A 23,517-nucleotide genomic window follows, 5' to 3' on the forward strand; every position below is an offset into this window, starting at 1 on the left:
GAGCCGGTCGACACCCCGACGAAATCCGGAACCGAGGCATACCTCGAGGTCTTCTGGGCACGCGGTTACTGAGACTGCGAGTTCCAGAGAAAGTTCGACCTATGAACCCTGACATCATGGTGACCGCGCACGGCACGGAGGGCGGCGGCGCCGCATTGGACCAGGTCGCGGTGCTGACCGGCTCGGCCATACTGATCGCGGCAGCCGTGCTCACGCTCGGATATCTGCACCGCACCCACCGGATCAGCTGGCTGGGGAATGTCGCCGACGGACTCGGCCGCTGGTCCAATCGGCCCGGGTGGGTGGCGCTGCCACTGACCGTCTTCATCGCCACGATCCTCACGGCCATGCTGGGTTTCATCTGGGATGTGAGCCTGCACATCGGACATGGCCGTGACGCAGGGCCCCTGGCCAATCCGGCGCATTACTTCATCATGGTCGGACTGTTCTTCCTGTTCGTCGCGGGAATGCTGGCCATCCTGCTGCCACTGGAGGAGAGGCCGGGCCCGGCCGCCATTCGCATCACCCGGAATTGGTACGCACCGGTCGGCGGCGTGCTGATGGCGGGCGCCGGCTTGTACGCGCTCATCGGGTTTCCGCTCGACGACATTTGGCATCGGCTGTTCGGGCAGGACGTCACGCTGTGGGGGCCGACGCATCTCATGCTGATCGGCGGTGCCGGGTTGTCGCTGGTCGCCGTGCTGCTCCTGGAATTCGAGGGCCGTCTCGACCGTCCAGATCCGGACCGTAGTGACGGGGTGTGGCTGTGGCTCGGCCGCGCCTTCGCGTTCGGTGGTCTGTTGATCGGGCTCTCGGTGTTCCAAGTGGAATTCGATTTCGGGGTGCCGCAGTTCCGGCTCGTCTTCCACCCGATGCTCATGGTGGTCGCGGGCACGGTCGCCCTCATCGCGGCTCGCTACACCCTCGGCCGCGGCAGCGCACTGGTCGCGACGACCTTCGCATTGCTGGTGCGCGGGGTCATCGCCATCCTGGTCGGCCCTGTGCTCGGGGACCCGCACAATGTGTTCCCGCTGTACTTCGGCATGGCGGTGGTTGTCGAGCTGATGGGGTTGCTGCCGCTGCTCGCCAAACCCCTGTGGTGGGGTGCGGTCACCGGGCTGGCCGTCGCCACTATTGGGCTGTGGCTCGAATACCTATGGGTAGCAGCGATGTTCGTCGATCCGTGGCCCTCCGGAATGTGGCCGGAAGCGCTCGCCATGGCGGTCCCGGTCGGCGTGGCGGGCGGGGCCGTCGGCGTACTGCTCGGCATGGTGCTGCGCGGCGAGGCGTTGCCTCGCCCGGCGCTGCGCCGCGGCATCGTCGTCGGCGCGGTGCTGATCACGGCCGCCGCCACCGCCAACGGCCTGCACACGGAAGTACCACAAAATGCCACGGCCGCAGTGCAATTGACCGATTCTGACGCCGTGAGCGGCGGCCGGATGGTGACCGCCGACGTCACGATATCGCCCGCCACCACGGTCGGGTCGGACCCGGAGTGGGTGCAGATATTGAGCTGGCAAGGTGGCACCGGCTCGGCCAGTCCCGGTCGTGGTCTGGTGGTCGACCACCTGCGCGAAGTTGCTCCCGGCCACTATGTCAGCACCGTGCCGGTCCCGGTCTACGGCACCTGGAAAACCGTATTGCGCGTGCACGACGGCCGCACGCTCACGGCCCTGCCGATCAGCCTCCCCGACGATCCGGCGATCGACGCCCGCGCTGTCCCCGCCCCCGCCGAATTCACCCGCCCGTTCCTCGCCGAAATCACCGTGCTGCAACGCGAACGAACCTTCGATCGCCCTGCCTGGCTCTACACCGGCGCCTGCCTGATCGTCCTCGCCTGTTCCCTGATCCTCATCGGGGCCCTCTCGTGGGGCGCCGCCCGCCTCGCCCTCGCCTACCGCCTCGACATCCGCAGCACTCCCCACTTCGTCCGGGATCATTCGGAGTAGCCGAGCCCCAGTCTGATGGCGCGTTCGACGGGCGAGTAGGCACCGTCGGCGCGGTCGATCTCCAGCGGAGCGGTCGCCTCCAGTGCGGGTTGAGCCATGAACCGGGGCGCGTCACCGCTGTTCGCCTGGGCGGCGTGAATCAGGAACGGATGGCACAGGTAGACATCGCCCGCGCGGCCGGTGGCGTAGGCGAGCGGCGATTCGGCGGTGGCTTCCAGGACTCCGGTCTCCTCGATCCGGGTGGCGTCGATGCCTTCCTCGCCGTAGGGAAGCAGGTGGCCGGGCACGGCCAAGTGGGAGCCGACTCGGATCCGGGTGGGTGCGTCGCTCTCGGTGACGTCGGTGAACAAAAACAACATGAGCAAGGCGCGACCGCGGGAACGGTAGTTGGTGAACGAGTGGCCCGCCCAGCCCTCGGGTATGTAGCTGCCCTCGAAGTGCCAGTAGTCGTCGACCGGTGGATCGGCATGCGGAAAGCGGACCGGGATGGTGCCGAGCCCGGACCTGCGCACCCACCGGCCGGGACCGACCAACTGGTCGAAAGCCTGCTCCAGGACCGGCATCTGGGCCGCCCGACGGAATGGTTCGGCGTCGTATCCGGGCAACCGCACCATCGGCTTTGCCCAGGTTGTCGGATTGTCCGGATCACACCCGGTGTCCGGCCACATGATCTCGAGGCACTGTCGAGCGATCGAGCGAGAGAACGCTGCCTCTACGCACACGAATCCGTCCTCGATGAACTGGGCGATTTGTCGACCATCGAGGGTCACCGTTCGATGATAACGATGAACGCCGCTGTCCCGATAGATCCGCCTATCGGCCGCCGATCAGGCGTGTACGACGGCGCTCGAAACGCGCTGAGCCCCACCAGAATCAAAGCCCTCCGCTGGAGAGGCTGGCCGCTCCGCTGGTGCCGCCGGGATTGTCGGGCGAGACCCAATCCGAACCCCGGCGGTACTCGCGAAGGTATTCCGTGTGCCAGCGAGTCCAATCCAGGTAGGTTGCCCCCACGGTCTTTCGGTAGCGCCGGTATTGGCCGCCCGCCGTTCGGAATGATCCGCGAGCTTCGCGTGCAGCCTTCCTGGCTCCCATCAGCGCTGAACGCATTTGGGCGGTCGTCAGTTCAACGGACGGATCGGCGTAGATGCCGGACTTCCTGAACATGGGTCAAACCTCCACCTCGAGCATCATTCTCAGCTGGACCGGCGAGGATTGCCATGCCCCCGATTTCTGGGGCTCCCGGTGTGCCCCTCGGTGTTAGCGTTGCGAGGGGGAGTGGCTCGACATGCGAGTTTCATTACCGGCCAGCGCATCCTCGCGGACGGCGGCCGCACCCTGCACACCTGAAGAGCCAGGGTCGCCCGATCACGATTTGAAAAGTGTTGTGATCGTGGTGATTTGATACCGACTCATCAGGAAGGACATGGCAGGTCGCGGCGTTACGCAGAACATGACACTCGGACTGGCCCTTGCCGGAGCGGATACGACCAACTACGTCGACGAGATCGTGCAGCAGTCCCGGCTCGTCTCGGAGCTGGGCGTGCGATCGGTGTGGTTCGGGCAGCGAATGGATTACGACTCGCCGACACTGGCTGCGATCGTCGGCCGGGAGGTGCCCGAGCTGCAGGTCGGCACCTCCGCGATTCCGGTGCTCGGACGTCACCCGCTATTGATCTCGTCGATGGCGCAGACCGCGCAGGCGGCGACGCACGGTCGGTACCACCTCGGTGTGGCCGTCGGATCGGAGCTTGTCGCAAGCGCTTTCGGCGTGCCATTCGATCGGCCGATCACCCGCCTGCGTGAGTTTCTGACCGTGCTGCGGGAATTGCTGGACACCGGGACCGCCGATTACAGCGGCGAACTGTTCACCGCCACGCCACCGCTTCCGACGGTCGTGGCGGGGGCGCAACCGCGAGTCCCGGTTCTGGTCGCAGCGATGGGCCCGCAGGCCCTGCGAGTATCCGGCGAACTCGCCGACGGCACACTGCCATACCTGGCAGGCCCAAAAACCTTGAGCAATCACATCGTTCCCGAGATCACGCGGGCGTCCGAGACCGCTCCTCGTATCGTCGCCTTCGTCCCGGCTGTCGTCACCGCGGATGTCGAGGGCACGCGCGCCAAGGCGGTGCAACAGCTCGCGTTCTACGAACAGGTCCCCTCCTACCGTCGCGTAATCGAACTCGAAGGCGCGCAACGAGCCGCCGATCTCGCGATCATCGGCGACGAGGAGACCGTAGCCGCCGAAATCCAGCGCTACTACGACGCGGGCGCCACCGAAGTCGTACTCACGACCACCGACCTGGCAGGCCCCAAAGATCAGCTCCGTACCTGGAAGCTGCTCGGCGAACTCGAATAATGAGCTGAGACGCCAGGATTCGAACCTGAACCGACGGAATCAGAACCCGCCATGCTGCCAGTTACACCACGTCTCATCGTGAAAGTTTGGTATGCCCGGGAAGATTCGAACTCCCAACCCCCTGGTTCGTAGCCAGGTGCTCTATCCATTGAGCTACGGGCATATGCCCCCGCGCGAATGTCGCCATTGACATCTACTCGGCACTGAGGTGCGCGGGGTGTGTTCGGGTAGGTTCCCTCGGCGAGATTCGAACTCGCACTCGACGGCATCTGGGACCGCTACCTCTACCAATTGGGTTACGAGGGATCGGCATACGAAAAAGGGCCGCTCCGACGCGAATTCGCGGATGCGGCCCTGAAAGTGATCTGCTATCAGACCCTTTGGAAGCCGCCGCGAATACGCTGCTGCCGGAAGTTCGATACGACCGCGAGGCCCCGCCGCGTGCGGGCACGGTCGAGTCGCCGCTGAGCAAGTAGCTGCCAGGTCATTCCGTCCCCTTCCTCGGTATCGTTCGAAATCGTTGAGTTGACGGTAGCAGCACGTATCCGATTAGAAAACCGAATATTTGGTTGATCGTGCTCGAGCATCCGAGCCCCCGGAAGTTACCGTGCGCAGGTGTCGTATTCGGCACGTATGCGCTGCTGCAGGGCGACGGCATCCGGAGTGAGGTACTGCTCGGGGTGCTTTTCGCCGTTGGAGTCGCCGTAGCCGCGGCAGCCGCCGATATCGGCACTGCCCTTGAATATCTCACCGGCGCCGCGGGCGGCCCAGCGCAGCCAGAGTGGGTGTTCAGGGGTGGGGTGCGCGACGTCGATCACCGCGATCAGCTCTCGATAGGAGTCTCCGGTTCCCACATTCACCGAAAGTCCCGAGAGGTAGTCGCCGGTGACATCCACGGTCCAGGGGTTCGCGCCGCGCGGCAGCTGGGATAGCTGCGCGAGGATCAGGTTCTGCTGCTCGATGGTGAACGGGAAGGACACGCCCCACATATTCGGCTGCTGCTTTGCGATGATCTCGACCTTGGCGGGTTCGGCTGCCAGTGCGTCGCGGGTTGCGGTCAGTACCGGCTGGGCGTCGTCGACCTCGCGGATGTCGAGTGCGAGTCTGCCCTCTCCGCGGTTCGCATCGATCTGTGCGTTCGGCACCGCGGCGGCGATGGCCCGGATTCGCTGTGCGTCCGCCGCGATCTGCGCGGGATCGAGCGTCGTGCCGCGCCTCACGTCGAGTCGCATTCCCACGTGGAAGTCGGCGGTTTGCCGAAAGTCTTCGAACGCAGTGCCTTTCAGGTCATTGATCCGCGTCACCACCGCTTCGATCTGCGCGGCGGTGGCATCCGGCATCGACACCTGTAGATCGAGATTGGCCCCACGTTCGAACTCATTGTTGTATCCGGAGCTGAAACTCGAGACGCCCGGCATAGCCTCGATCTCCCGAACCAGTGTTGTCGCCTGCTCGCGCCGGTCCGGAGCCCCCGTACACCCCGCAACTACACCTGCGAGCGCCACCACAACCACACCCACCGCGAACCACCGCACCTGACGGCTCGCCTCCGCACTCCATCGCACCTGCTCACAGCCCATAGAAATGCCTCCTCGCGCACAGTCATGCTCACGGTGACGCCAACCACCTCAATAGCAGATGCTGAATGATTGCCGCTAGGGTTTCTGATCGTGAGCGCAGAGATCAAGGCCGGTCCGGTCGAGTTGCGGGTCGCTGCCGACGGCCTCGATCAACTGGCGACCGAACTTACCGAAAAACTCGACAGCCACATGCGTGCGGTGCGCGCATTCGTCGGCGTCGAATGGACCGGTACCGCGGCAGGCTCCCATGAGAGCCCCTGGGCCGAGTGGGAGGACGGAGCCCAGCAAATCCTCAGTTCATTCCGCACCGATGCCGGTCTGCTGCGTCGCGTAGCCGACGAGATCACCGTGATCGACCAAAACCGGGTGGCGGCGACCCAAGGTGCGGGATCGAGCCTCGACCTTCCGGATGTGGTGTGAGTGGCCGGATACCGAGTCGACCTGGTCGGATTGAGTCGGCTGGTCGATGCCACCGCCGCTCTCGAGTCGACAATCGAGGACGCGATCGCCGAGATCGAGCGCGCGGTTGACGACTTGCACGTGAACTGGACCGGAGCGTCCGCCACCGCTCACCGTGAGGTCCACGACGCGCGTGTCCGAGCCGTCAACGAGATGCGAACCGCGCTGACCGAACTCCGGGCCAAGTTGGACACCGCACAGCAGTCATACGGAAAAGTGGGCCCGGCGAATACGGAGATGTGGCCGTGAGCCCCACACCAACCGTTCCGCTGATCCTGTGTCAGATAGGCGACTACCACAGCGCCGCTGAGGTTTTCGCTTCCATCGCCGCCGACGCCACCGATGTCCACACCGGTCTACTCGGGGTGCTCAACGCTAATTCCGGGATGGCCGGCAGTGACAGTATCGGCCAAGCTTGGGCCAAGTCCTACGATGAGGCCACCGGGCTCGCCCTCCAAGCCTCCGAGCGCCTCCTGGCTGCCTGTGTCAGCACCGCGGACCTGATAACCGGCGGAGCATACAATCACGAACGCACCGAAGCGGGTGCCGACTACCGCGACGTCCCGGAACCGCTGCGACCGCCCGCACGACTGGTCCCCTGCGTGGTATCCCAGGCGCTCTCGGCAGCGGGCGACGGATTACCGGAACCTTTCGGCTGGTCGATAGTCGAAGATGCCGTCGGCGCCGCCTGGCCCAACGGGCACCAGGACGAGCTGCGCGCCGCCCAATCCGCTTGGACCACTGCCGCAACCGATTTCCGCCTCCTCGCATCGCGGGTAGGCGAAGCCAGCGCCCTCCTCGCCAACCAGGAATCCCAAGAAATCCCCACCGCGCTGGCAGCATTCACCGACCGCAAGGACGACCTCACCGCCCTAGCGGATATCTGCCAAACGCTCGGCGAAGCCTGCGGCGAATACGCTGGCCACCTCGACGAAGCCCATTCCACAATCCTCCACGAACTCGCCGAATTCGGCGTAGAGACTCTGCTTTGGGAGGCGGCGTTCGCTCTGCTGGCCCCTGTCACCGCTGGCCTATCCGAGGTAGTCGGCAACTCCGGTCTGGCGGTCCGCGCCGCCGCGAAGGCCCGCCGGATCGCTGCGGCCATCAGTTCCCTCGCGACCAAGGCCGCGAAAATCACCACCGAGACAGTCGGCCCGCTCCTCGAGCGAATCAAGCCATTGCTCGCGAAAATCAAGGCCTGGGTTGAGGCCGCGCGCACGAAGATCGTTTCGCTGGCCCAAACTCCGAAGCTCTACCCGTCCGGGGAGAAGCTGACCGATGCGGAATACGCCGCCAAGTACGGCGTACCCGACAACTGGAAGTATCCAGATCTTGCAACGGGCGAATACGCCGTTGCCGGCACCCGGGAAATCGTCGACCTCCCCGCGGGTCTGAAGATCGACCGATACGGATCGGAATGGGGAGGTTGGCTGTCGCCCGAGGGAACTCCTCTGACAGGCCGCGGCCTGCCACCTGACACTCTCGCGACCAAGGACTATTTCGCTTACGAGACGACCGGAAACCCCCTTCCGCCGGGGTGGAAGATCGAACAGTCGGTAGTTGGTCCGTGGTTCGGTGAGACAGGTTATGGAATCCAGTACCGGATCCTTGACGAGACTGGCAACACCGGCAATGTCAAAGAGCTGCTCAAGCCCGGCGGGTTCCTGAGGCCCGGCTCCTAGAACTAGCGGAAGGGTCGAACGGTAATGAAAGTACGTGTAGACGTGGGAAAGTTCCCCTCGGCGGCGCGGCGCATCGTGCTGGATTGGTACCGCTGGCAGGAGGCATACGTCCGCGTGATGGGCAAGCAACTCGGTGGCCCACCGATCCCGATGGCCACTCCGGAATACAGCTTCTGGTTGGCCACTCCTCCTTTCATGGAGCGCGGCGAGCTGCGCCTCGGTATCGGAGGCATGCATCACTACGTGATCGAGACCGCGGAGGGCTGGCGACTGGACCAAGCCGAGAGAAACGACCGACGACCGGTTGTAGAGTTGCGCAACTTCCCCGACATGGAGAAGTTCTTGCTCTGCCTCATGGGAGAAGCGGCATATAAGGGCGACTACACACAGGCCCCGTACTACCGCTGGTACGAGCAAGGCGTCGCACCCGGGGTCACCCTGCAGCCGGTCGATCCGCAAAACGAGTACTCACCCGTCTACCTCATCGTCGAGGGCGAGCCGCAGGGCTCGACGCGGCAAAGCGAGGCAATCAGTTTCTCGCATCCGCTCCTGATGACATACGAGGAAATCGAGACCCTCTATCGGTCGAAGATCCCTTCCGAGATGTTCACGATCGACGTCGTACCGATAGATGACTGACATCGGGAATCGTACTGTTGCACTCAGCGATCGCCGAGGCAATAATTCCGCCTACTTCAGAGCAGTATGAAAGTTCTGGCCGCGTGGCGATCACCGAATCGATTGCCTATAGTGCAGCGCGCCAGAGTGTTTCGATGGGGAGTGTGCGGAGGCGGTCACCGAGTCGTTCCTGGACCATGCGCACTTGGCCGCCATTCTGCTGAACATCTGGCCGCCAAGGAGCTGCGCACTTGGCCGCTACAACGTTGCACATCTGGCCGGTGACCGTCTCCGGCTACCTGTAGGCCCAGGCCGCGCACCGAATTCAGCGGTGTGTGTCGTCTGCGCGGGCGCGGAGGTAGCGCTGTTGGGGGAGGCTTGTGGTGAGGGTGGCTGCCGTGCGGAAGGCGGTGCGGGCTGCTTCGTGGTCGCCGGTGAGGGCGAGTAGGTGGGCTCGGACGGCGTGTAGGCGGTGGTCGTTGGTGAGTCGGTCGTCGGTGGACAGGTCGTCGACGAGGTCGAGGCCTTTGCGGGGGCCTTGCGACATGGCTACGGCTACAGCGTGATTGAGGGCGATGATGGGGTTGTCGGCCAGAGTCATGAGGCGTTCGTAGAGGAGTGTGATCTGGGGCCAGTCGGTGTGGGCGGTGTCGGGGGCTTCATCGTGCAGGGCGGCAATGGCCGCTTGGAGTTGGTAGGGGCCGACGGGGCCGTGTGGCAAGGCGGCGGTGATCAGGGCGATGCCTTCGGAGATCGGTGCTGCGTTCCAGCGGGTGCGGTCTTGGTCCGCCAAGGGGATCAGGCTGCCGTCGGGGGCCGTGCGGGCGGGGCGGCGGGCGTCGGTGAGAAGCATCAGTGCGAGTAGCCCGGCCACTTCCGGATCGCCGGGCAGTAGGTGAAACACGATGCGGGCCAAGCGGATCGACTCGGTGGACAGCTCGACGCGGTACAGGGTCGGGCCGGTGGTGGCGGCATAGCCTTCGGTGAAGATCAGGTACAGCACGTGTAGTACCGCGGCGAGACGGTCGGCGCGTTCGGCGGGTGCGGGCAGGGTGAATGGCAGGCCGCTCTGTTTGATCGTGGCCTTGGCGCGGGTGATGCGCCGGGTCATGGTCGACTCCGAAACCAGGAAGGCGCGGGCGATTTCGGCGGTGGTGAGACCGCCGACCGCGCGCAGCGTCAGCGCGACCTGGGATTGCGGCGGCAGCGCCGGGTGACAGCACAGGAACAGCAGGACCAGGGTGTCGTCACTGTTCGCGGTGCCGCGGTCGGCGGGCGGGGTGAGCCAATCCTCGGGCAGGGCCCAGCGGGCCACGGTGTCCTCGCGGTGGCGGCGGGCTTGTTCGGCGCGCAGGAGATCGGTGAGTTTGCGTGCGGCGACGGTGATCAGCCAGGCCTTGGGATTGTCGGGAAGTCCGTCGTCCGGCCACTGTGTCGCGGCGGCGAGCAGCGCCTCCTGCACGGCATCCTCGGCGAGATCGAAGTGTCCATACCGGCGCACGAGCGCGGCGAGGACCTGCGGCGCGCACTCGCGCAGCAGATCCTCCACCGGCTCGGTCACCTCAGAAGCCGAGATCGGGTGCGCCGCCGACGATCGGCCGGATATCGGCGTACGCATTGGCCGCGACAGCCTCGGACACCGGGCACTTCTGCAGTCGCCCAGCGATTTCCGTGGCCCGGTCGAAGCTTTCGCATTCGACGATCCAATAGCCCGCGAGCACCTCCTGCGTCTCGGCATAGGGCCCATCGGTCACGAACACCGAGCCATTCTTCGCACCGACCCGCCGCGTATGCACCGGCGCATCCAGCCCCCGCGTCTCGACCAACTCGCCCGAATCGGCCAACTCCTTATTGAACGCCTCCATGAACCCGACCATGGCCGCCACATCCTCCGGCGCCCACCCCGGCGTCTCCTCCGATCCGCCCGCCATCCCGTCGTAATCCCGCTGCGAGGCAAAACTCAAAATCATGTACTTCATGACCACTCCTTTCCGGGTGCCGCATCGATTCGCGACTCATGCGGGACGTCGAAGCCAACCCCCATTCTCGGACACAGCAACAGCACCACCGCGACAAAACCGAACTGAATCGCGGTAGCAACCAGCAACCGCACGCTGAGACTCCCCATATCCGGCCACCCAACCACCACCAACACCACCGCCAGCGTCCCAGCACTACCCCCGACCATCCCCCACTCCCGCCGCTCCCGGCCACGCCGCGCGCAAATCACACACAACGCCAGCCACGACAGGATCGTCACCCCGAACCCGACCTCATGCAGCACCCCATGCCAGCTCACACGCTCGGGCGCACGATCAGGCGTCCCAGGCGGAAACCCCGCCCCCGCATCCGTCACACACACCCCAGCCACAATCAGCCCAACCCCGATCCCCGCCACCGCCCGCGCCAACCACCCCGCGTCCGGCACGGCCCGCCGAACCCCCACGGCCGCAACCACATACAGCGCCCCCGCGATCCCGAAGTTCGCAATCTGTATCCACCCGAGCCCACCCAAACTCAACAAACTCAGCGGATGATGACCGATCCGAAACCCGTCCCGTGCCGCGGCCTGAACGAGAACGGCCGACACGAACAATGGCCCCGCCACCACCCCGCACGTCAGCAACCAGCGTGTAGTAGTCATCGGCAGACTCCCGTCCTCGACGTCGAACTCTCGTACCGATACGTCGATCCCGCCGACCAAGACCGGACACCGAATTCAGCGTTGGCTGCTCGACGACCAGGCGGCCGTGATGGCGTTCGCGGCCTACTCGCCGCTTTCCGCGGCGCCCTCCATGTAGATGGGCCATCCTCACAACCGAGCCTTGCCAAGTTGTGAGCTTTTCCGTATCCACGGCAGGTGTTGCGATGCAGGTCACGTCTATGTAAGAGTGCTCTCACAAAGTGACACCAGTTGGTGTCACTTACTTCGCAGGGGGGGCGAATCAGATATCTCGTCGAGGATCAATAATCTCCGCGCCATTCTGTACGGCACAACAATGAATAACGGAGTTTCGATGTGCGAGGGAACATTGACCGTTCGCCCCGCGGTGCGTCGAATGTATACGCGATCTTTGTTCGGACATTTGGAGTTGTGCATGACTGAAGTAACGGAGGCCCCGCCAGGCCGCCGGCGAATAGCGTCCGGGCATCTGGTCGATCTGGGGGAGATATCGGGTGAAGGGTGCGTGGAGGCGGCGCATCAGCTTTATTCGGCGTTGATCGCACAATGGGAACCGGCGATTCTGGAGTCCTCGAGCACGCTGGGGGTGTTCGAGGCTCTGCGCACCGGTCCCGCGTCGAGTGATGAGGTGGCGGAGTCGATTTCGGGGGATCCGCGCAGCGTCCGATTGCTCTTGGAGGCCCTGGTGGCCTACGGCTGGGTGACCCGCACGGAATCGCGGAAAGGCGAATCGCGGTACGCGGCCGAGGAAGCTGTCATCGCGTGCCTGACGGGTGGTTCGATGTTCAGCCTGCTCGGCAAGGTCGGCTACAACCGCGCGGTGTCCTCGACGGCCTGGCGCGGTCTGGACCACAGTGTGCGCAATGGCGTCTCGGGCGGGAACGGCGAGATCGACAACAATGCCATCTCCGCCGAGCAGTACGAGGATCTGGTCACCGGCATCAACTTCTGGGCGCCGCCCATTGTCGACAAGCTCGCCGATCGGCTGTCCCGGGACGGCTGGGGCTCGGGGGAGCCCCGCGAGATTCTCGACATCGGTTGCGGCTCAGGCATATACAGCCAGTTACTGCTGCGCCGATTCGAGGCCGCGACGGCCATCGGCCTCGATGCGGACAATATCCTGCGCATCGCGGCCGACCAGGCGCGGACCCTGGGGGTGGCCGAGCGATTCGACACCCGGGCCGCGGATTTCTGGGGCGCGGACTGGGGCCGTGATCGGGACCTGGTGGTCTTCGCCAATATCTTCCATCTGGTGAATCCCAGTGGCGCCGCGACGTTGCTGGAGAAGGCCCGTGCTGCCGTGGGCCCCGACGGCGTGATCGCCATCGTCGACAATATTCTCGTCGGAGGCCTGGAAACCGATTCTCCGCAGGACAGATTCGCCTCCCTGTTCGCGCTGTCCATGCTGGTCACCGGCGGTGGCACGACCTACGAGCTGCGAGACTACGACGCGTGGCTGGCCGGTGCGGGCCTGACACGCACCGCGTTGATCGACGCACCGATGCACCGGATCATTCTGGCCCGCCCGAAACACGAGGTGGCCCAGTGAGTTACCGTCCGACGATCTTCCGGCTCTCCGATCCCGTCGACGCCGCCGCGCTGGCAGTGCTCGAGGGCAGCGGGGCCATTGCCGAACACCACGACGAAATCCTGTCGCAGCTCGAGAATCTCGCCAAGATCCGCACGCCCGCGCGGGGACGGCTCGCCGAGCGCGAGGATGTGGTGGCCGAACTGCTCGGCGACACCCCACGGGATGAGTACGGCGCGTGGGTGTATTACCCCTGGACCAGGCAGCTCGTGCACATTCTCGACGAGGCCGAGTTCATCGAGGTCCGAACCTCCGCCAACCGCAACAAACTCACCACCCGTGAGCAGAAGCGGCTCGCGGGCAAGGCCGTCGGGATCATCGGGCTGTCGGTGGGCAGCGCGGTCGCGCTGACCCTCGCGCTCGAACGGTCTTGCGGCACACTGAAATTGGCCGACTTCGACGAGCTCGACCTGTCGAACCTGAACCGGCTCGGCGCACCGGTCGCCGACCTCGGGGTGAACAAGGCCGTACTGGCGGCCCGCCGGATCGCCGAACTCGACCCCTACCTCGACGTGCGGGTATACGACGACGGGATCGACGACCTCAGTATCGACTTCTTCCTCGGCGGTGACCGTGCACTGGATCTGGTCGTCGAGGAATGCGATATGCCCTTCGTCAAGCTACTCGTGCGCGAAAGAGCAAGGGACCGTGGCATTCCCGTGGTGATGGAGGCCAGTGATCGCGGCGTGCTCGACATCGAGCGCTTCGATCTGGAACCCGACCGCCCGATCATGCACGGACTCCTCGGCGGGCTCACCACCGAAGATCTCGAGAACGCCGATCTCGACGTGCAGCTGGCCGCCATGGCGACCATGATCGGCGTGGACGGCATCTCCGACCGCATCGCGGCCTCGGTGATCGAGATGGACCGGACGCTGGCGACCTGGCCGCAACTGGCTTCGGAAGTGATGCACGGCGGCGCGGTGGTGGCCACCGCGGTGCGGTCGATCCTGCTCGGACATCAGGTGCGATCCGGTCGCCGCAGCGTCGAGATCCCCCATGGGATCGGACTCACGCCCGCCCCGGCCCGCCCGCGGCCCGCCGAGTACCACTCCGAGATCACCGCAACCGATCGGATGATCGACCTCGACGAGGACATGCGCGCGATCCTGGAGTCGGCCATGCTCTCACCCTCGGGAGGCAACTCCCAGGAATGGCGATTCCTGGTGTGCGGCAGGGTGATCGACGTCGCCCACGCGCCCGAGCGCACTGCGTCACACCCGCTGATGGACAGCCGCGGCAATGCCCACCGGGTGGTCATGGGCGTGGTCACCGAGAGCATTGTGGTGGCGGCCCGCGCACGCGGATTCGGCGTGCGCGTCGAATACGACCCCGACGGGCCCTCCAGCGAGGTGTACACCCGCGTCACCCTCGAGCCGGGCGGCTGCGAACCCGACGCCACCGAACTGGCCCTCGCCGACGCACTGGACAAGCGTTTCGCGCAACGCAGCCGCGACACCGGTCGCCCATTGACCGAGGCCGAGCAGGCCGCCTTGACCCGGGTTGTCCAGGACCTCGGCGCGACCCTGTGGCTCAGCGGCGATCCGGTGGTGAAACGCGAATACGGCGAGGGTGTGGCCGTGGGCAATCGGCTCCGGATGTTGGTGGACCGCATGCACACCGAGGCCTTCGACGAATTCTATTTCCGCGCAGACCATCCCGAGCGCCTCGACGGTGTGCCGGTGGAGAACCTCGACCTCACCTTCCCCGAGCGCACCGCCCTGCGGCTGCTGCGCCGCCCGCGCGTCGCGCGGTTCCTGCACGAGCGCAAGGAAGGTGACGCGCTACTCCAATTCAGCCGTGACTGGGCCGAAAACGCCTCGCTGGTCGGTGCGATCACCTGCGCGAGCGAGTCCCGCCGCGATGTTGTAGAGGCGGGCCGCGCCTTCCAGCGCCTGTGGCTGGCCGCCACCGCGGCCGGGATCGGAATTCATCCGACCACCGCGCTCCTGTGCGAGTCCGAGTTGCTGCTGACACCCGACGCCGACGTCTTCGACCCTGCCGAACGCGCCGAGATCGGCACGCGTATGCAGGGTTTGCGCACTGTCTTGCTCGGCGGCTCGCAGGCGTTGATCGGCGTGGTGTTCCGGGTGGTGGCCGGGGTCACCGAGCCCGCGACAGCGCCCAGCCCGCGCCGCCCACTGGGCTGGCATGTGACCGTGTTGCCCGAACTCGCCGAGAGTGAGGTCCCGGCATGACCGCCGATAGCACGCTCGGACACGAATCACGTTCCGGCGCCATCGAATTCCGGCTCGCCATACCGGCGGACGCCGAGGGTATCGCGCAGCTCTATGACGATGTGTACTTCGGCTCCTACCCGATCGCCGAATGCACCGATCCCACGCTGATCCGGCGCATCCTGGCGGCCGACGAGCACATCTGGGTGATCGCGCTCGACGGTGACCTCGTCGTCGGCGCGTCGGTCGGGCGCCCCGAACCGGCCAACCACACCTACGAACTGTGCCGCGCCGCGGTGCGACGCGAATACAGTGGCCGCGGCAACTTCGCGGTCATGTTCGATATGACCATCGACGCCGCCAAGGCCCGCCCGGATTGCCAGCTGATCTACGGCTACGCCCGCTCCGAGCGGGCGCGGCAGTTGTTCTCGCGAGTGAGCTATCGCATCAGCTGGGTCGGCGCGGACGGCGGGCAGCACATGTTCCTGGGCGACCGCGAAGAGCACCTCATCGGCGTGTGCGTCAACCCGGACCGATCGGCCACGCGCGTGCTGCCGCCGTCCTCGATCGTGCGGCCCGCCAGCCTGGTAGAGCGCGAAATCGAGGCGCTGGCAGCCGAATCGGTGGAAGGCGAGTATCCCGCGGTGCTCACGCCCGGTGGGGCGGCCGCCTTCACACACCGCTCGGAGCACGGCCGCATCTGGTATTCGGTGTTCGCTCCCAGCCGCACCGCGTTCATCAGCGATATCGAGGCCGCGATCGCTGCGGACGCACGCGCCCTGGTGTGGGAAGTGCTCGACGGGTTCCCGATGGCACCCGGTCCGATCGAGCACGCCACGGTCTATGTGCTCGCCGACAAGCTCGAGCTCATTGCCGAACTGTGCACCGCTGCGGGAGATCCGAAGCGGCGCTTCACCGTTCGGGGATATCTGCCCGCCTGGTACAAGGACGGCGAGGGGCGCTACGACTGCGTGGTGCTCACCGCGCGCACCGATGACCGGCTCACCGCACGCAATGGCCTCGAGCCGCTGATCGATCAGATCGAGTCGAGCTTCTCGGAAGAATTCCGGTGAACCACAACAGTTCTCACAGTCCTGAACCAAAGGAGCGCCCCATTATGAACGCCGTCGGCACTTGGCGTCTGGCCATGGAATCGAGCGTCGGGAACGCCGACGGCATTGTCGAGATCACCCGGCATTCGGACGGTTCGCTCACCGGCACCGCCCGCAGCTACAAGACCGGCGAAGGCTTCCAGGTCACCGATGTCGAACAGAGCGGCGACGCCCTCGTGTGGCGACAGCTGATCAAAAAGCCCATGCGCCTGAACCTCATGATCATGGTGCGCATCGACGGCGACCAGATGGTCGGCACCGCCAAACCGCGCATGATGCCGGGCATCGCGACGGTCACCGGGCAGCGCGTGAGCGACCGGCCCGGCGTCGACGTCCCCGGCGCCGCTCCCGCGCAGTGGCCGACGAGCTGAGAAGAAAACGGACACAAGGTAATTCATGACGAGTACGGGGGACCTCCGGTGCGCAGGTTAGCCGAGGCGGTGGTGGCGCGGCCTTGGCTCGTCATCGGAATGTGGTTGGTGGTGCTGGCCGTGGGCGGCGGGCTGGCTCAGACGACGACCGGGCGGCTGTCGGTCGACTTCGCGCTGCCCGGCCAACCCGGTGACACCGCAGGGAAGGCACTGGTCTCGACGTTCGGCACGGCGGGGGAGGCCAGTGCGCCGCTCATCGTCACTCTCACCGTGCCCGAGGGGCAGACCGTCGCCGCCGACGCACCGCGCGTCTCGGCCGTCTTCGACATGCTGTCCACCGCAACCATGTACGACACCCCGCTGCAGGTCTTCCACGCGGGCAATACAACCGCCGCCTCGGCCGATGCCTTCGTCACCGGCGACGGTCGTACCGCCTTGGCCTACGTCTTCTATCCACCCACGCGAACCCCTGTTCCAGTACCGCCGGATCAGCAACTGGACCCGTTGCGGCACATGCTTCCGGCCGGGTGGACACTCGGCGTCACCGGCCGCGACGCCCTCGCGGTCAGCAAGGGCAGCGGCATCGGATTCGGGGTGCTGCTCGAATTGGGCATCGCGGGCCTAGGGGCAATGCTGGTGCTGGCCTTCGTCTTCGGGTCCTTCCTGGCGGTGCTGCCCTTGATCACCGCGCTGGTCTCCATTCCGGCCGCATTGCTGCTCCTGCTGCCCATGACCTACGTCGGGCAGGTGTCCTTCGTGGTGCAGTACCTGATCTCACTGGTGGGGCTGGGAATCGGCATCGATTACTCCCTGCTCGTCGTCACCCGCTGGCGTGAGGAGCGACAGCGTGGGAAGGACAATCGCGCGGCGGTCCTCGCGGCAATGCGGACCTCCGGACGCGCGGTGGTCATGAGCGGTGTGACCGTCGCCATCGGCCTGCTGTCGCTGATCGTGTTGCCGGTGCCGTGGATCCGCAGTGTCGGGCTGGGCGGGGCGCTGATCCCGCTGGTCACCGTGGCCGCGACCCTCACCCTGACACCGGCCATCCTGATCACCGTCGGGCCGAGACTGGACTGGCCGCGCCGCCGCGACGAACGCGCGGCCGGGCCGGGCTGGCGACGCTGGACCACGCTGGTCGTACGCAGGCGAGTGGTGGCCGCGACGGTCGGCCTGGCCGCGCTCATCGGACTGGCGATTCCGTTCGCACGCGCGGATTTCGGTGTCGCCTCGGCCGAATCGCTGGCCGGGAGCGGGCCCGAGCACGCGCTCTACCAGCGACTGACCGGCGACGGTATTCCGTCGGGCGCACTGACTCCGATCGAAGTGCTCGCCCGCACCGATTCCGCCGACCGGATCGCGGCCGATCTCGCGCGCGTCGACGGCATCCGGCAGGTGGTCACGGCCAAGCCGACTGATCGGCGTCTCAATCGTCCGCTGGAGGGGAGCGGGCCGAATGTGACGATGATCGTGGCCATTCCACGCGAGCAGACCATCAGCGGAGCGACCACCCGGGTGGTGGATCGGGTGCGACAGGAGGTCGGCGGGCTCGACGGTGTGGTGGGCCTGACCGGGCTGGGCCAAGCGCGCGCCGATTTCCAACACGCGGTCTACGACCACTTCGGCTGGGTGCTGCTGGTGCTGTCGGTACTGATCTTCCTCTTGCTGGCACGGGCCTTCCGGTCACCGCTGCTGGCGCTCAAGGCGGTGCTGATGAACCTGGCCTCGCTGGGGGCGGCCATCGGTTCCATGGTGTTGATGTGGCAGACGGGCATCGGTTCGCAACCGATCTACGGCTTGCCCGGGTCGGGGGCGATCACCGTCTGGATTCCGATTCTCGTATTCGCGTTCCTGTTCGGACTGTCCATGGACTACGAGGTTTTCATCCTGGCCCGCATTCGTGAGGAGTACGAACACACCGGCGACACCGATACCGCGGTCATCGAAGGCATGGGGCGCACCGGACGGCTGGTCACCTGCGCCGCGCTGATCCTGTTCCTGTCCTTCGCCGCCATGTCGATCGGTCCGGGCACCGATCTGAAGATCATGGCCACCGGTCTCGGGTTGGGAATCCTCTTGGACGCCACCATCATTCGTTCCTTGCTGCTGCCCGCGACGGTCTCATTGTTCGGTCGCTGGAACTGGTATCTGCCCCCGGTCCTGGCCCGGGTGCTGTTCGTACCGGCTCGTGGTGCACCGGCCGCAGGGCAGCCCTTCGTCCCGGTGTCCGCGGGATGACCGCCGATGCGCAGCCCTGCGCCACCGTGCCGCCCGATGACGTCACGATCGCCATCGCCCGATGGTTGTCCGACGACATCGATGGCCTCGTTGATGCGGTGGCCGGGGAGATCGAGCAATGTGAACCGGCGTACCACGGCACCCACGCCATGGCACCGGAACGGCTGCGGGCGGACACCCGGGAGAACCTGGTCGCCATCATCGAGCACCTCACCGCCGGTCGCGGCACGGGCGCATCGGTCGCGGTGGAGATCGGACGCCGTCGCGCCGACCAGGCCGTCCCGCTCTCGGCGGTCCTGCGGGCATACCGGATCGGTACCCGGGTGCTGTGGGAACGACTGCCCACCTTCGTGATCGACGAGGCGTCTGCCCAGCAGTCGCTGGTGGAACGAGCCTCCGCGGTGTGGCATCTGCTCGACGAATACTCCGAAGCCATCACCACCGGATACCGGCACGCGATGCTCGACCGCACCCGTCGAGACGCCCAAGCCCGGGACGCCGCCCTCGACGGGCTGCTCAGCGGGGACGCCGCGAGTCGACTCCTCAACGACCACGCCGAAGTGCTCCGCCTGCCCGCAGCCGCCACCTACGTGGTCGTGAGCGCATGCTTCGAACCCGCGGTCGGGGAGGCGATTCCCGGCATCGGGGAGGCACTCGGAGTCGTCGACGTGCGTTCGGCCTGGCGGATACGTTCGGGGACCCAGATCGGACTGGTCGCACTGCGTGACGGGTTCACCGTGGACCGGCTAGCCGAACACATCGCCCAGCGCCTGCATGGCCGCGCCGGCATCAGCTCGGCCTTCACCCACCTGGGCGACGCCCACCGCGCGGTACGACAGGCCGAATTGGCTTGCGCCTCTTCCGGTTCGGCGACCGGTGAGGTCGTTTGGTACGACGAAGCCCTGATCCCGGTCCTGCTGGCCGGAGAGCCGGAGGTCGCCACGGGCCTGGTGCAACGAATTCTGGGACGCCTCCTGGACCTCCCCGAGCACGACCGCTCGGTCCTGTTCGAGACCATGCGACTCTGGTTCGCCTTGGGCGCCGACGCCGCCGCGGTGGCGTCCCAGCTGTACTGCCATCGAAACACGGTGCGCTTCAGGCTGAACCGCATCACCGACCTCACCGGCCGCCGCTTCTCCCACCCCGTCGAAGCCGCCGAACTCTACCTCGCCCTACAAGCCACCCGGATCTCGTCCGCGCACTGATATTGAGCGCGCCTCCTTGATTTCAGGGCTGCTTGCCTATGCGTTGCAATAGATCGAGCAGAGTCGCGCGTTCCGCCGCGGACAGGGGTGCGACGGAGAACCTCGATGACCACCACTCCGGATTCCGAACAGACCCACCCTTACTCCGATGTGCCGCTCACCCTCAGCCCGTCCACCGGCGGCGAGCCCCTCCTCGGCGTCTGGTCCGACCTGCCGGGCCGCCCGACCATCGGCCACACCGCACGCGACTGGCTGACCAAGTACCACCTGGTCGCCGCAGGTTGTGGAATCGCCACGGTAGCAGCGGATCTCGCGCACAACCTGCCCAGCCGCCGCCCAAGAGGGCTGATCCCGGGGCGGTTGTCGCCGAAAGTCGTTCGTAAACATCTGGGTTAACCGATGTTGCGATCTTTCGCATTGTTCTCACCTGCGGAAACACGAAGGCTAGGGGTAGCCGCCCGAATCACCGGCGGTTGATCACTCACTGACGCTCGGCCCGACTCCGTGTCAGCCGCGTGTCAGCCCCATGGCAGCGCGACCGGTGACAGTGATCCCGAAACGAAGCACGCGACTCCGCCCGGGCTGCCACAGCGACCGTGGCCCGCGACCAGGAAAGGAAAACCCCAATGTTCGCTCTACTCGGGCGCATTGCCGTCAACCACCCGTGGAAGGTGATAGCCCTCTGGCTGCTCGCCACCATCGCGGTGGTGGGCCTCGCGCCGAAACTCACTCCCACCACCGACCAATCTGCTTTCCTGCCTTCTCATTACGAATCCGTGCAGGCGATGGAGCTGCAACAGCAAGCTTTTCCCGATGATTCGACGCCCGCCGCGCTGATCGTGTTGGAGCGCAACGACGGCGCTCCGCTCGCCGCGACGGACACGGCCACCCTCGCCGCCGTCGCCAGCGACCTCAGTAGCCTGAATATCAAGGGCATCACCGGAATTCAGGTCACGCCGCCGTCGGAGAACCGCCTGATCCAGGTCATCGCGGTACAGATGACCAAGGTGACCGATCCCAGCGACAAACTCCAGTCCGACGCGGTGAAGACGCTGCGCGACGAACTGAAGAAGAGGGTCGACGGGACCGACCTGAAGGCCGGTATCACCGGTACCGCGGCGCAGACCCTGGACCAGACCGAATCCGCCGAGAAGGGCATGGCCATCATCGGTGTGGCCACGGTCGCGCTGATCCTGGTGCTGCTGCTGATCATCTTCCGCAGCCCGGTCATCGCGCTGCTGCCGATCATCACCATCGGCGCGGTCTCCAGCACCGTCGGCGGCCTGATCGCCATGGTCGCCAAGGCGTTCGACCTGAAGGTCGACAGCTCGGTCAGTTCGCTGCTGACCGTCGTATTGTTCGGCGTCGGAACCGATTACATCCTGTTCCTGATGTTCCGCTACCGGGAACGCCTGCGCGCCGGTGAGGATCCCAAGACCGCCATGATCAGCGCGGTGACCCGGGTCGGCGAGGCCATCGCCTCCGCCGCGGGGGCCGTGATCATCGCGTTCATGGCGCTCACGCTGTCCACCCTCGGAATGTTCCGGGCACTGGGTCCGGCCCTGGCCATTGCCGTCGCGGTGACCGCGCTAGCGGGGTTGACCCTGGTCCCGGCCATCGTCTCCAAGTTGGGCACCAAGGTGTTCTGGCCTTCCAAGGCGTGGCAGCGCGAGCCCAAGGGCCTGCTGTTCGCCGCGCTCGGCCGCGGTCTCGGGAAGCGACCCGCCCTCTTCGCCGTCGCCTCCGGTGCGGTACTGGTGGCCCTGAGCATCGCCGGACTCGGCTTCCACCCCACCTTCGACATGAGCTCCGGCTCCACCTCCGACACGGCCGAATCCTCGATCTACGGTAAGGAACTGCTCAAGGGCATGCCCGCGGGCGCTACCCAGCCGTCACTGGTCTACCTGCGGTCGGACGCCCCGGTCGATGCGGCGCAACTGAGCGCTTTCCGCGCCGCGCTGTCGGGCACCCCGGGCGTGGGCCAGGTCGGCGAGCCGCGTCTGTCCACCGGCGGTGAGGTGGCCGAATTCCAGGTGACACTGACGAATCAGCCCGAATCCGACGCGGCCCTGAATACTGTCCGAGGCCCGCTGCGCGACACCGCGCACCGTGCCGCCCCGCCCGGCACCGTCGCCTACGTCGGCGGCTTGACCTCGGTCTTCGTCGACTTCAAGGCGGCCATGGAGCATGACTACAAGGTGGTCTTCCCGGTCGCGGCCATCCTCATCGCCGTAGTGCTGGCGCTGCTATTGCGCAGTGTCGTCGCGCCCTGGTACCTGATGGCGTCGGTCGGCCTCGGCTTCGCCGCCACCCTCGGCGCTGCGGTGCTGGTTTTCCAAAAGGCCCAAGGCAATTCAGGCCTGATCTTCTCGCTGCCGGTGATCATGTACATGTTCGTCGTGGCCCTCGGCACCGACTACAACATCCTCATGGTGGCCCGCCTACGCGAGGAATCCAAGCAGGGCAACGACCCCCGCACCGCCGCCGCGCTGAGCCTGCGCCACACCGGCCCCACCATCGCGGCCGCCGGCGTCATCCTCGCAGGCACCTTCGCCTCGATGATGCTCGCAGGCAGCACGGTCATGTCCCAAATGGGTTTCGCCATCTCAGTAGGCATCGCCATCTCAGCCTTCGTCATGGCCATGTTCTTCACCCCGGCCCTGACCGCCCTCCTAGGCCGCCGCGCCTGGTGGCCGAGCCGAGCCGGCCGCAAGGATCATGACCGCCCGGACTACGCCGAGTGGTACGACGAATCCACTTGGCAGACACCACAACACACCTACACCCGGTAGCGGTTCCGGTAGCGAACAACGATCGTGCGCGGTGACCACGCCGCGCACGATCGTCGTGTCGGTCAAGCTCGAGACAAGGACAGGTCGGCGATTCCGCTGGTATCGCCGGTTGACTTCCACTGCACGGTGATCGTGGGATTGTCGGAGCGCTTGAATTTCGCGGTGCTGCCTGCGGCTATGGACATGTCGAGCCCTGCGGAAGCTGGAGAGAGTGCGATCTGCATGACTTCCGGGGATTTTATGGTGAGCGCCATTCCCGAGTAACCGAGCTTGGCCATATCGAGTGCGAGGGTGGCTGTTCCGGTGAAGGCGACCGTGCAGGTGCCGTCGAAGCACTCGGCGAGATCCGTTCCGGGGTGGCTGAAGTCGGGTGGGGCGGTGGTGGCGCTGGTGGTCGGCGAGGGAATCGTGGAGGCGTCCGATGTGCTCGGGGCGACCGAAGTGAGCGGCAGTGTGGCTATCGGCACTGCCGGATGCTCGGACGTAGTGCAACCCAGCATGGTCAGCGCGAGCAGCGGCAGCAATGCGGTGGGTGCCGACGCGGGCGGTGTTCGCACAGCAGACCTCCGAAATGGACGAATCTCGAGTACTACGACATTCGGTGGGATCTGGTTCGATGCCGCCCTCTCGGGTTCAGCTTCGACAGCGGGTGCCGCTGGTGGTTCGGCTCTGGGCTTGGAACCTTCTCCACACGTTTGGCGATTGGTGTG

Annotated in this window: 20 protein-coding genes and 3 tRNA genes; 14 read left to right on the plus strand and 9 right to left on the minus strand. The window is 65.9% G+C overall.

All coding sequences use genetic code 11. The annotated features are described in order from the left end of the window. The first annotated feature begins 101 nt into the window (after window positions 1-101). Window positions 102-1,949, plus strand: coding sequence for a hypothetical protein (locus AB0N05_RS06875; protein WP_364688414.1), 1,848 nt, complete (start codon window positions 102-104; stop codon window positions 1,947-1,949). Here the strand turns inward: AB0N05_RS06875 and AB0N05_RS06880 are convergent. Then, entirely contained in the window at window positions 1,937-2,719 is a 783-nt protein-coding gene (locus AB0N05_RS06880; RefSeq protein ID WP_364688416.1) for a phytanoyl-CoA dioxygenase family protein, read from the minus strand. The two genes, AB0N05_RS06875 and AB0N05_RS06880, sit on opposite strands and share 13 nt — an antisense overlap. Window positions 2,720-3,399: 680 nt before the next feature. Here AB0N05_RS06880 and AB0N05_RS06885 point away from each other — a divergent pair. Next, window positions 3,400-4,305 carry an LLM class F420-dependent oxidoreductase gene (locus tag AB0N05_RS06885; protein WP_364688418.1) on the plus strand — a complete coding sequence of 302 codons (906 nt, stop codon included), beginning with the start codon at window positions 3,400-3,402 and terminating at the stop codon, window positions 4,303-4,305. 4 nt (window positions 4,306-4,309) lie between these two features. On the opposite strand, the gene AB0N05_RS06890 is transcribed toward AB0N05_RS06885, so the two are convergent. The 4 genes from AB0N05_RS06890 to AB0N05_RS06905 form a co-directional block, all read right to left on the minus strand. After that, window positions 4,310-4,381 (minus strand) — tRNA-Gln (locus AB0N05_RS06890). Window positions 4,382-4,392: 11 nt separating this feature from the next. Beyond that, window positions 4,393-4,468: transfer RNA gene (locus tag AB0N05_RS06895), tRNA-Arg, on the minus strand. A 69-nt stretch (window positions 4,469-4,537) separates the two neighbouring features. Then, a tRNA-Leu gene (locus AB0N05_RS06900) sits at window positions 4,538-4,611 on the minus strand. Between the two features lie 296 nt (window positions 4,612-4,907). Further along, window positions 4,908-5,885, minus strand: a complete 978-nt coding sequence (locus AB0N05_RS06905; RefSeq protein ID WP_364688420.1) for a hypothetical protein — start codon at window positions 5,883-5,885, stop codon at window positions 4,908-4,910. Between the two features lie 90 nt (window positions 5,886-5,975). Here AB0N05_RS06905 and AB0N05_RS06910 point away from each other — a divergent pair, with 90 nt between their 5' ends. Genes AB0N05_RS06910 through AB0N05_RS06925 form a run of 4 tightly spaced genes read left to right on the plus strand, consistent with a single transcriptional unit; the run spans window position 5,976 to window position 8,665 of the window. Further along, window positions 5,976-6,305 (plus strand): WXG100 family type VII secretion target, encoded by a 330-nt coding sequence (locus AB0N05_RS06910; protein ID WP_364688422.1) that lies wholly within the window; start codon window positions 5,976-5,978, stop codon window positions 6,303-6,305. Then, entirely contained in the window at window positions 6,306-6,593 is a 288-nt protein-coding gene (locus tag AB0N05_RS06915; RefSeq protein WP_364688424.1) for a WXG100 family type VII secretion target, read from the plus strand. Next, on the plus strand, window positions 6,590-8,026 hold the full coding sequence (locus AB0N05_RS06920) for a TNT domain-containing protein (protein WP_364688426.1): 1,437 nt from the start codon (window positions 6,590-6,592) through the stop codon (window positions 8,024-8,026). The genes AB0N05_RS06915 and AB0N05_RS06920 overlap by 4 nt, the downstream gene beginning before the upstream one ends. A gap of 24 nt (window positions 8,027-8,050) precedes the next feature. Continuing rightward, entirely contained in the window at window positions 8,051-8,665 is a 615-nt protein-coding gene (locus tag AB0N05_RS06925) for a hypothetical protein (RefSeq protein WP_364688428.1), read from the plus strand. A gap of 304 nt (window positions 8,666-8,969) precedes the next feature. Here the strand turns inward: AB0N05_RS06925 and AB0N05_RS06930 are convergent, their stop codons facing one another. From AB0N05_RS06930 to AB0N05_RS06940, 3 genes are read right to left on the minus strand one after another with little or no spacing between them, the layout of a single operon-like run. Then, window positions 8,970-10,205: a sigma-70 family RNA polymerase sigma factor gene (locus AB0N05_RS06930; RefSeq protein WP_364688430.1), complete on the minus strand. Its 1,236-nt coding sequence runs from the start codon at window positions 10,203-10,205 to the stop codon at window positions 8,970-8,972. Window position 10,206: 1 nt separating this feature from the next. Next, entirely contained in the window at window positions 10,207-10,623 is a 417-nt protein-coding gene (locus AB0N05_RS06935) for a YciI family protein (protein WP_364688432.1), read from the minus strand. Beyond that, on the minus strand, window positions 10,620-11,288 hold the full coding sequence (locus AB0N05_RS06940; protein WP_364688434.1) for a DUF998 domain-containing protein: 669 nt from the start codon (window positions 11,286-11,288) through the stop codon (window positions 10,620-10,622). Before AB0N05_RS06940 ends, AB0N05_RS06935 begins: the two co-directional genes overlap by 4 nt. A gap of 454 nt (window positions 11,289-11,742) precedes the next feature. On the opposite strand from AB0N05_RS06940, the gene AB0N05_RS06945 reads away from it, so the two are divergent. The 8 genes from AB0N05_RS06945 to AB0N05_RS06980 all read left to right on the plus strand — a co-directional run bounded on the left by AB0N05_RS06945 (window position 11,743) and on the right by AB0N05_RS06980 (window position 22,807). Further along, window positions 11,743-12,876, plus strand: a complete 1,134-nt coding sequence (locus tag AB0N05_RS06945; RefSeq protein ID WP_364688436.1) for a class I SAM-dependent methyltransferase — start codon at window positions 11,743-11,745, stop codon at window positions 12,874-12,876. Further along, window positions 12,873-15,113 (plus strand): Rv1355c family protein, encoded by a 2,241-nt coding sequence (locus tag AB0N05_RS06950; RefSeq protein WP_364688438.1) that lies wholly within the window; start codon window positions 12,873-12,875, stop codon window positions 15,111-15,113. The genes AB0N05_RS06945 and AB0N05_RS06950 overlap by 4 nt, the downstream gene beginning before the upstream one ends. Then, window positions 15,110-16,165, plus strand: a complete 1,056-nt coding sequence (locus AB0N05_RS06955) for a GNAT family N-acetyltransferase (protein WP_364688439.1) — start codon at window positions 15,110-15,112, stop codon at window positions 16,163-16,165. Before AB0N05_RS06950 ends, AB0N05_RS06955 begins: the two co-directional genes overlap by 4 nt. Window positions 16,166-16,209: 44 nt before the next feature. Beyond that, on the plus strand, window positions 16,210-16,575 hold the full coding sequence (locus AB0N05_RS06960; RefSeq protein WP_364688441.1) for a hypothetical protein: 366 nt from the start codon (window positions 16,210-16,212) through the stop codon (window positions 16,573-16,575). 48 nt (window positions 16,576-16,623) lie between these two features. Next, window positions 16,624-18,810 (plus strand): MMPL family transporter, encoded by a 2,187-nt coding sequence (locus AB0N05_RS06965; RefSeq protein ID WP_364688443.1) that lies wholly within the window; start codon window positions 16,624-16,626, stop codon window positions 18,808-18,810. Further along, complete coding sequence (locus tag AB0N05_RS06970; RefSeq protein WP_364688445.1) at window positions 18,807-20,015, plus strand: helix-turn-helix domain-containing protein; 1,209 nt, start codon at window positions 18,807-18,809, stop codon at window positions 20,013-20,015. Before AB0N05_RS06965 ends, AB0N05_RS06970 begins: the two co-directional genes overlap by 4 nt. A gap of 105 nt (window positions 20,016-20,120) precedes the next feature. Beyond that, window positions 20,121-20,411: a hypothetical protein gene (locus AB0N05_RS06975; RefSeq protein ID WP_364688447.1), complete on the plus strand. Its 291-nt coding sequence runs from the start codon at window positions 20,121-20,123 to the stop codon at window positions 20,409-20,411. Between the two features lie 230 nt (window positions 20,412-20,641). Then, complete coding sequence (locus AB0N05_RS06980) at window positions 20,642-22,807, plus strand: MMPL family transporter (RefSeq protein WP_364688449.1); 2,166 nt, start codon at window positions 20,642-20,644, stop codon at window positions 22,805-22,807. A 62-nt stretch (window positions 22,808-22,869) separates the two neighbouring features. On the opposite strand, the gene AB0N05_RS06985 is transcribed toward AB0N05_RS06980, so the two are convergent. After that, complete coding sequence (locus AB0N05_RS06985; protein ID WP_364688451.1) at window positions 22,870-23,364, minus strand: hypothetical protein; 495 nt, start codon at window positions 23,362-23,364, stop codon at window positions 22,870-22,872. Between the last annotated feature and the right edge of the window lie 153 nt (window positions 23,365-23,517).

Source organism: Nocardia sp. NPDC051030, from assembly GCF_040683015.1.
In the GTDB taxonomy this organism is placed as follows: Bacteria; Actinomycetota; Actinomycetes; order Mycobacteriales; family Mycobacteriaceae; genus Nocardia.

What these genes read in the sequence shown, in the direction of transcription:
- AB0N05_RS06945 (WP_364688436.1), top strand. Translation starts at nt 11,743, where the DNA reads ATGACTGAAGTAACGGAGGCCCCGCCAGGCCGCCGGCGAATAGCGTCC.
- AB0N05_RS06955 (WP_364688439.1), top strand. Translation starts at nt 15,110, where the DNA reads ATGACCGCCGATAGCACGCTCGGACACGAATCACGTTCCGGCGCCATC.
- AB0N05_RS06975 (WP_364688447.1), top strand. Translation starts at nt 20,121, where the DNA reads ATGACCACCACTCCGGATTCCGAACAGACCCACCCTTACTCCGATGTG.
- AB0N05_RS06925 (WP_364688428.1), top strand. Translation starts at nt 8,051, where the DNA reads ATGAAAGTACGTGTAGACGTGGGAAAGTTCCCCTCGGCGGCGCGGCGC.
- AB0N05_RS06970 (WP_364688445.1), top strand. Translation starts at nt 18,807, where the DNA reads ATGACCGCCGATGCGCAGCCCTGCGCCACCGTGCCGCCCGATGACGTC.
- AB0N05_RS06940 (WP_364688434.1), bottom strand. Translation starts at nt 11,288, where the DNA reads ATGACTACTACACGCTGGTTGCTGACGTGCGGGGTGGTGGCGGGGCCA.
- AB0N05_RS06960 (WP_364688441.1), top strand. Translation starts at nt 16,210, where the DNA reads ATGAACGCCGTCGGCACTTGGCGTCTGGCCATGGAATCGAGCGTCGGG.
- AB0N05_RS06885 (WP_364688418.1), top strand. Translation starts at nt 3,400, where the DNA reads ATGACACTCGGACTGGCCCTTGCCGGAGCGGATACGACCAACTACGTC.
- AB0N05_RS06935 (WP_364688432.1), bottom strand. Translation starts at nt 10,623, where the DNA reads ATGAAGTACATGATTTTGAGTTTTGCCTCGCAGCGGGATTACGACGGG.
- AB0N05_RS06905 (WP_364688420.1), bottom strand. Translation starts at nt 5,885, where the DNA reads ATGGGCTGTGAGCAGGTGCGATGGAGTGCGGAGGCGAGCCGTCAGGTG.
- AB0N05_RS06980 (WP_364688449.1), top strand. Translation starts at nt 20,642, where the DNA reads ATGTTCGCTCTACTCGGGCGCATTGCCGTCAACCACCCGTGGAAGGTG.
- AB0N05_RS06875 (WP_364688414.1), top strand. Translation starts at nt 102, where the DNA reads ATGAACCCTGACATCATGGTGACCGCGCACGGCACGGAGGGCGGCGGC.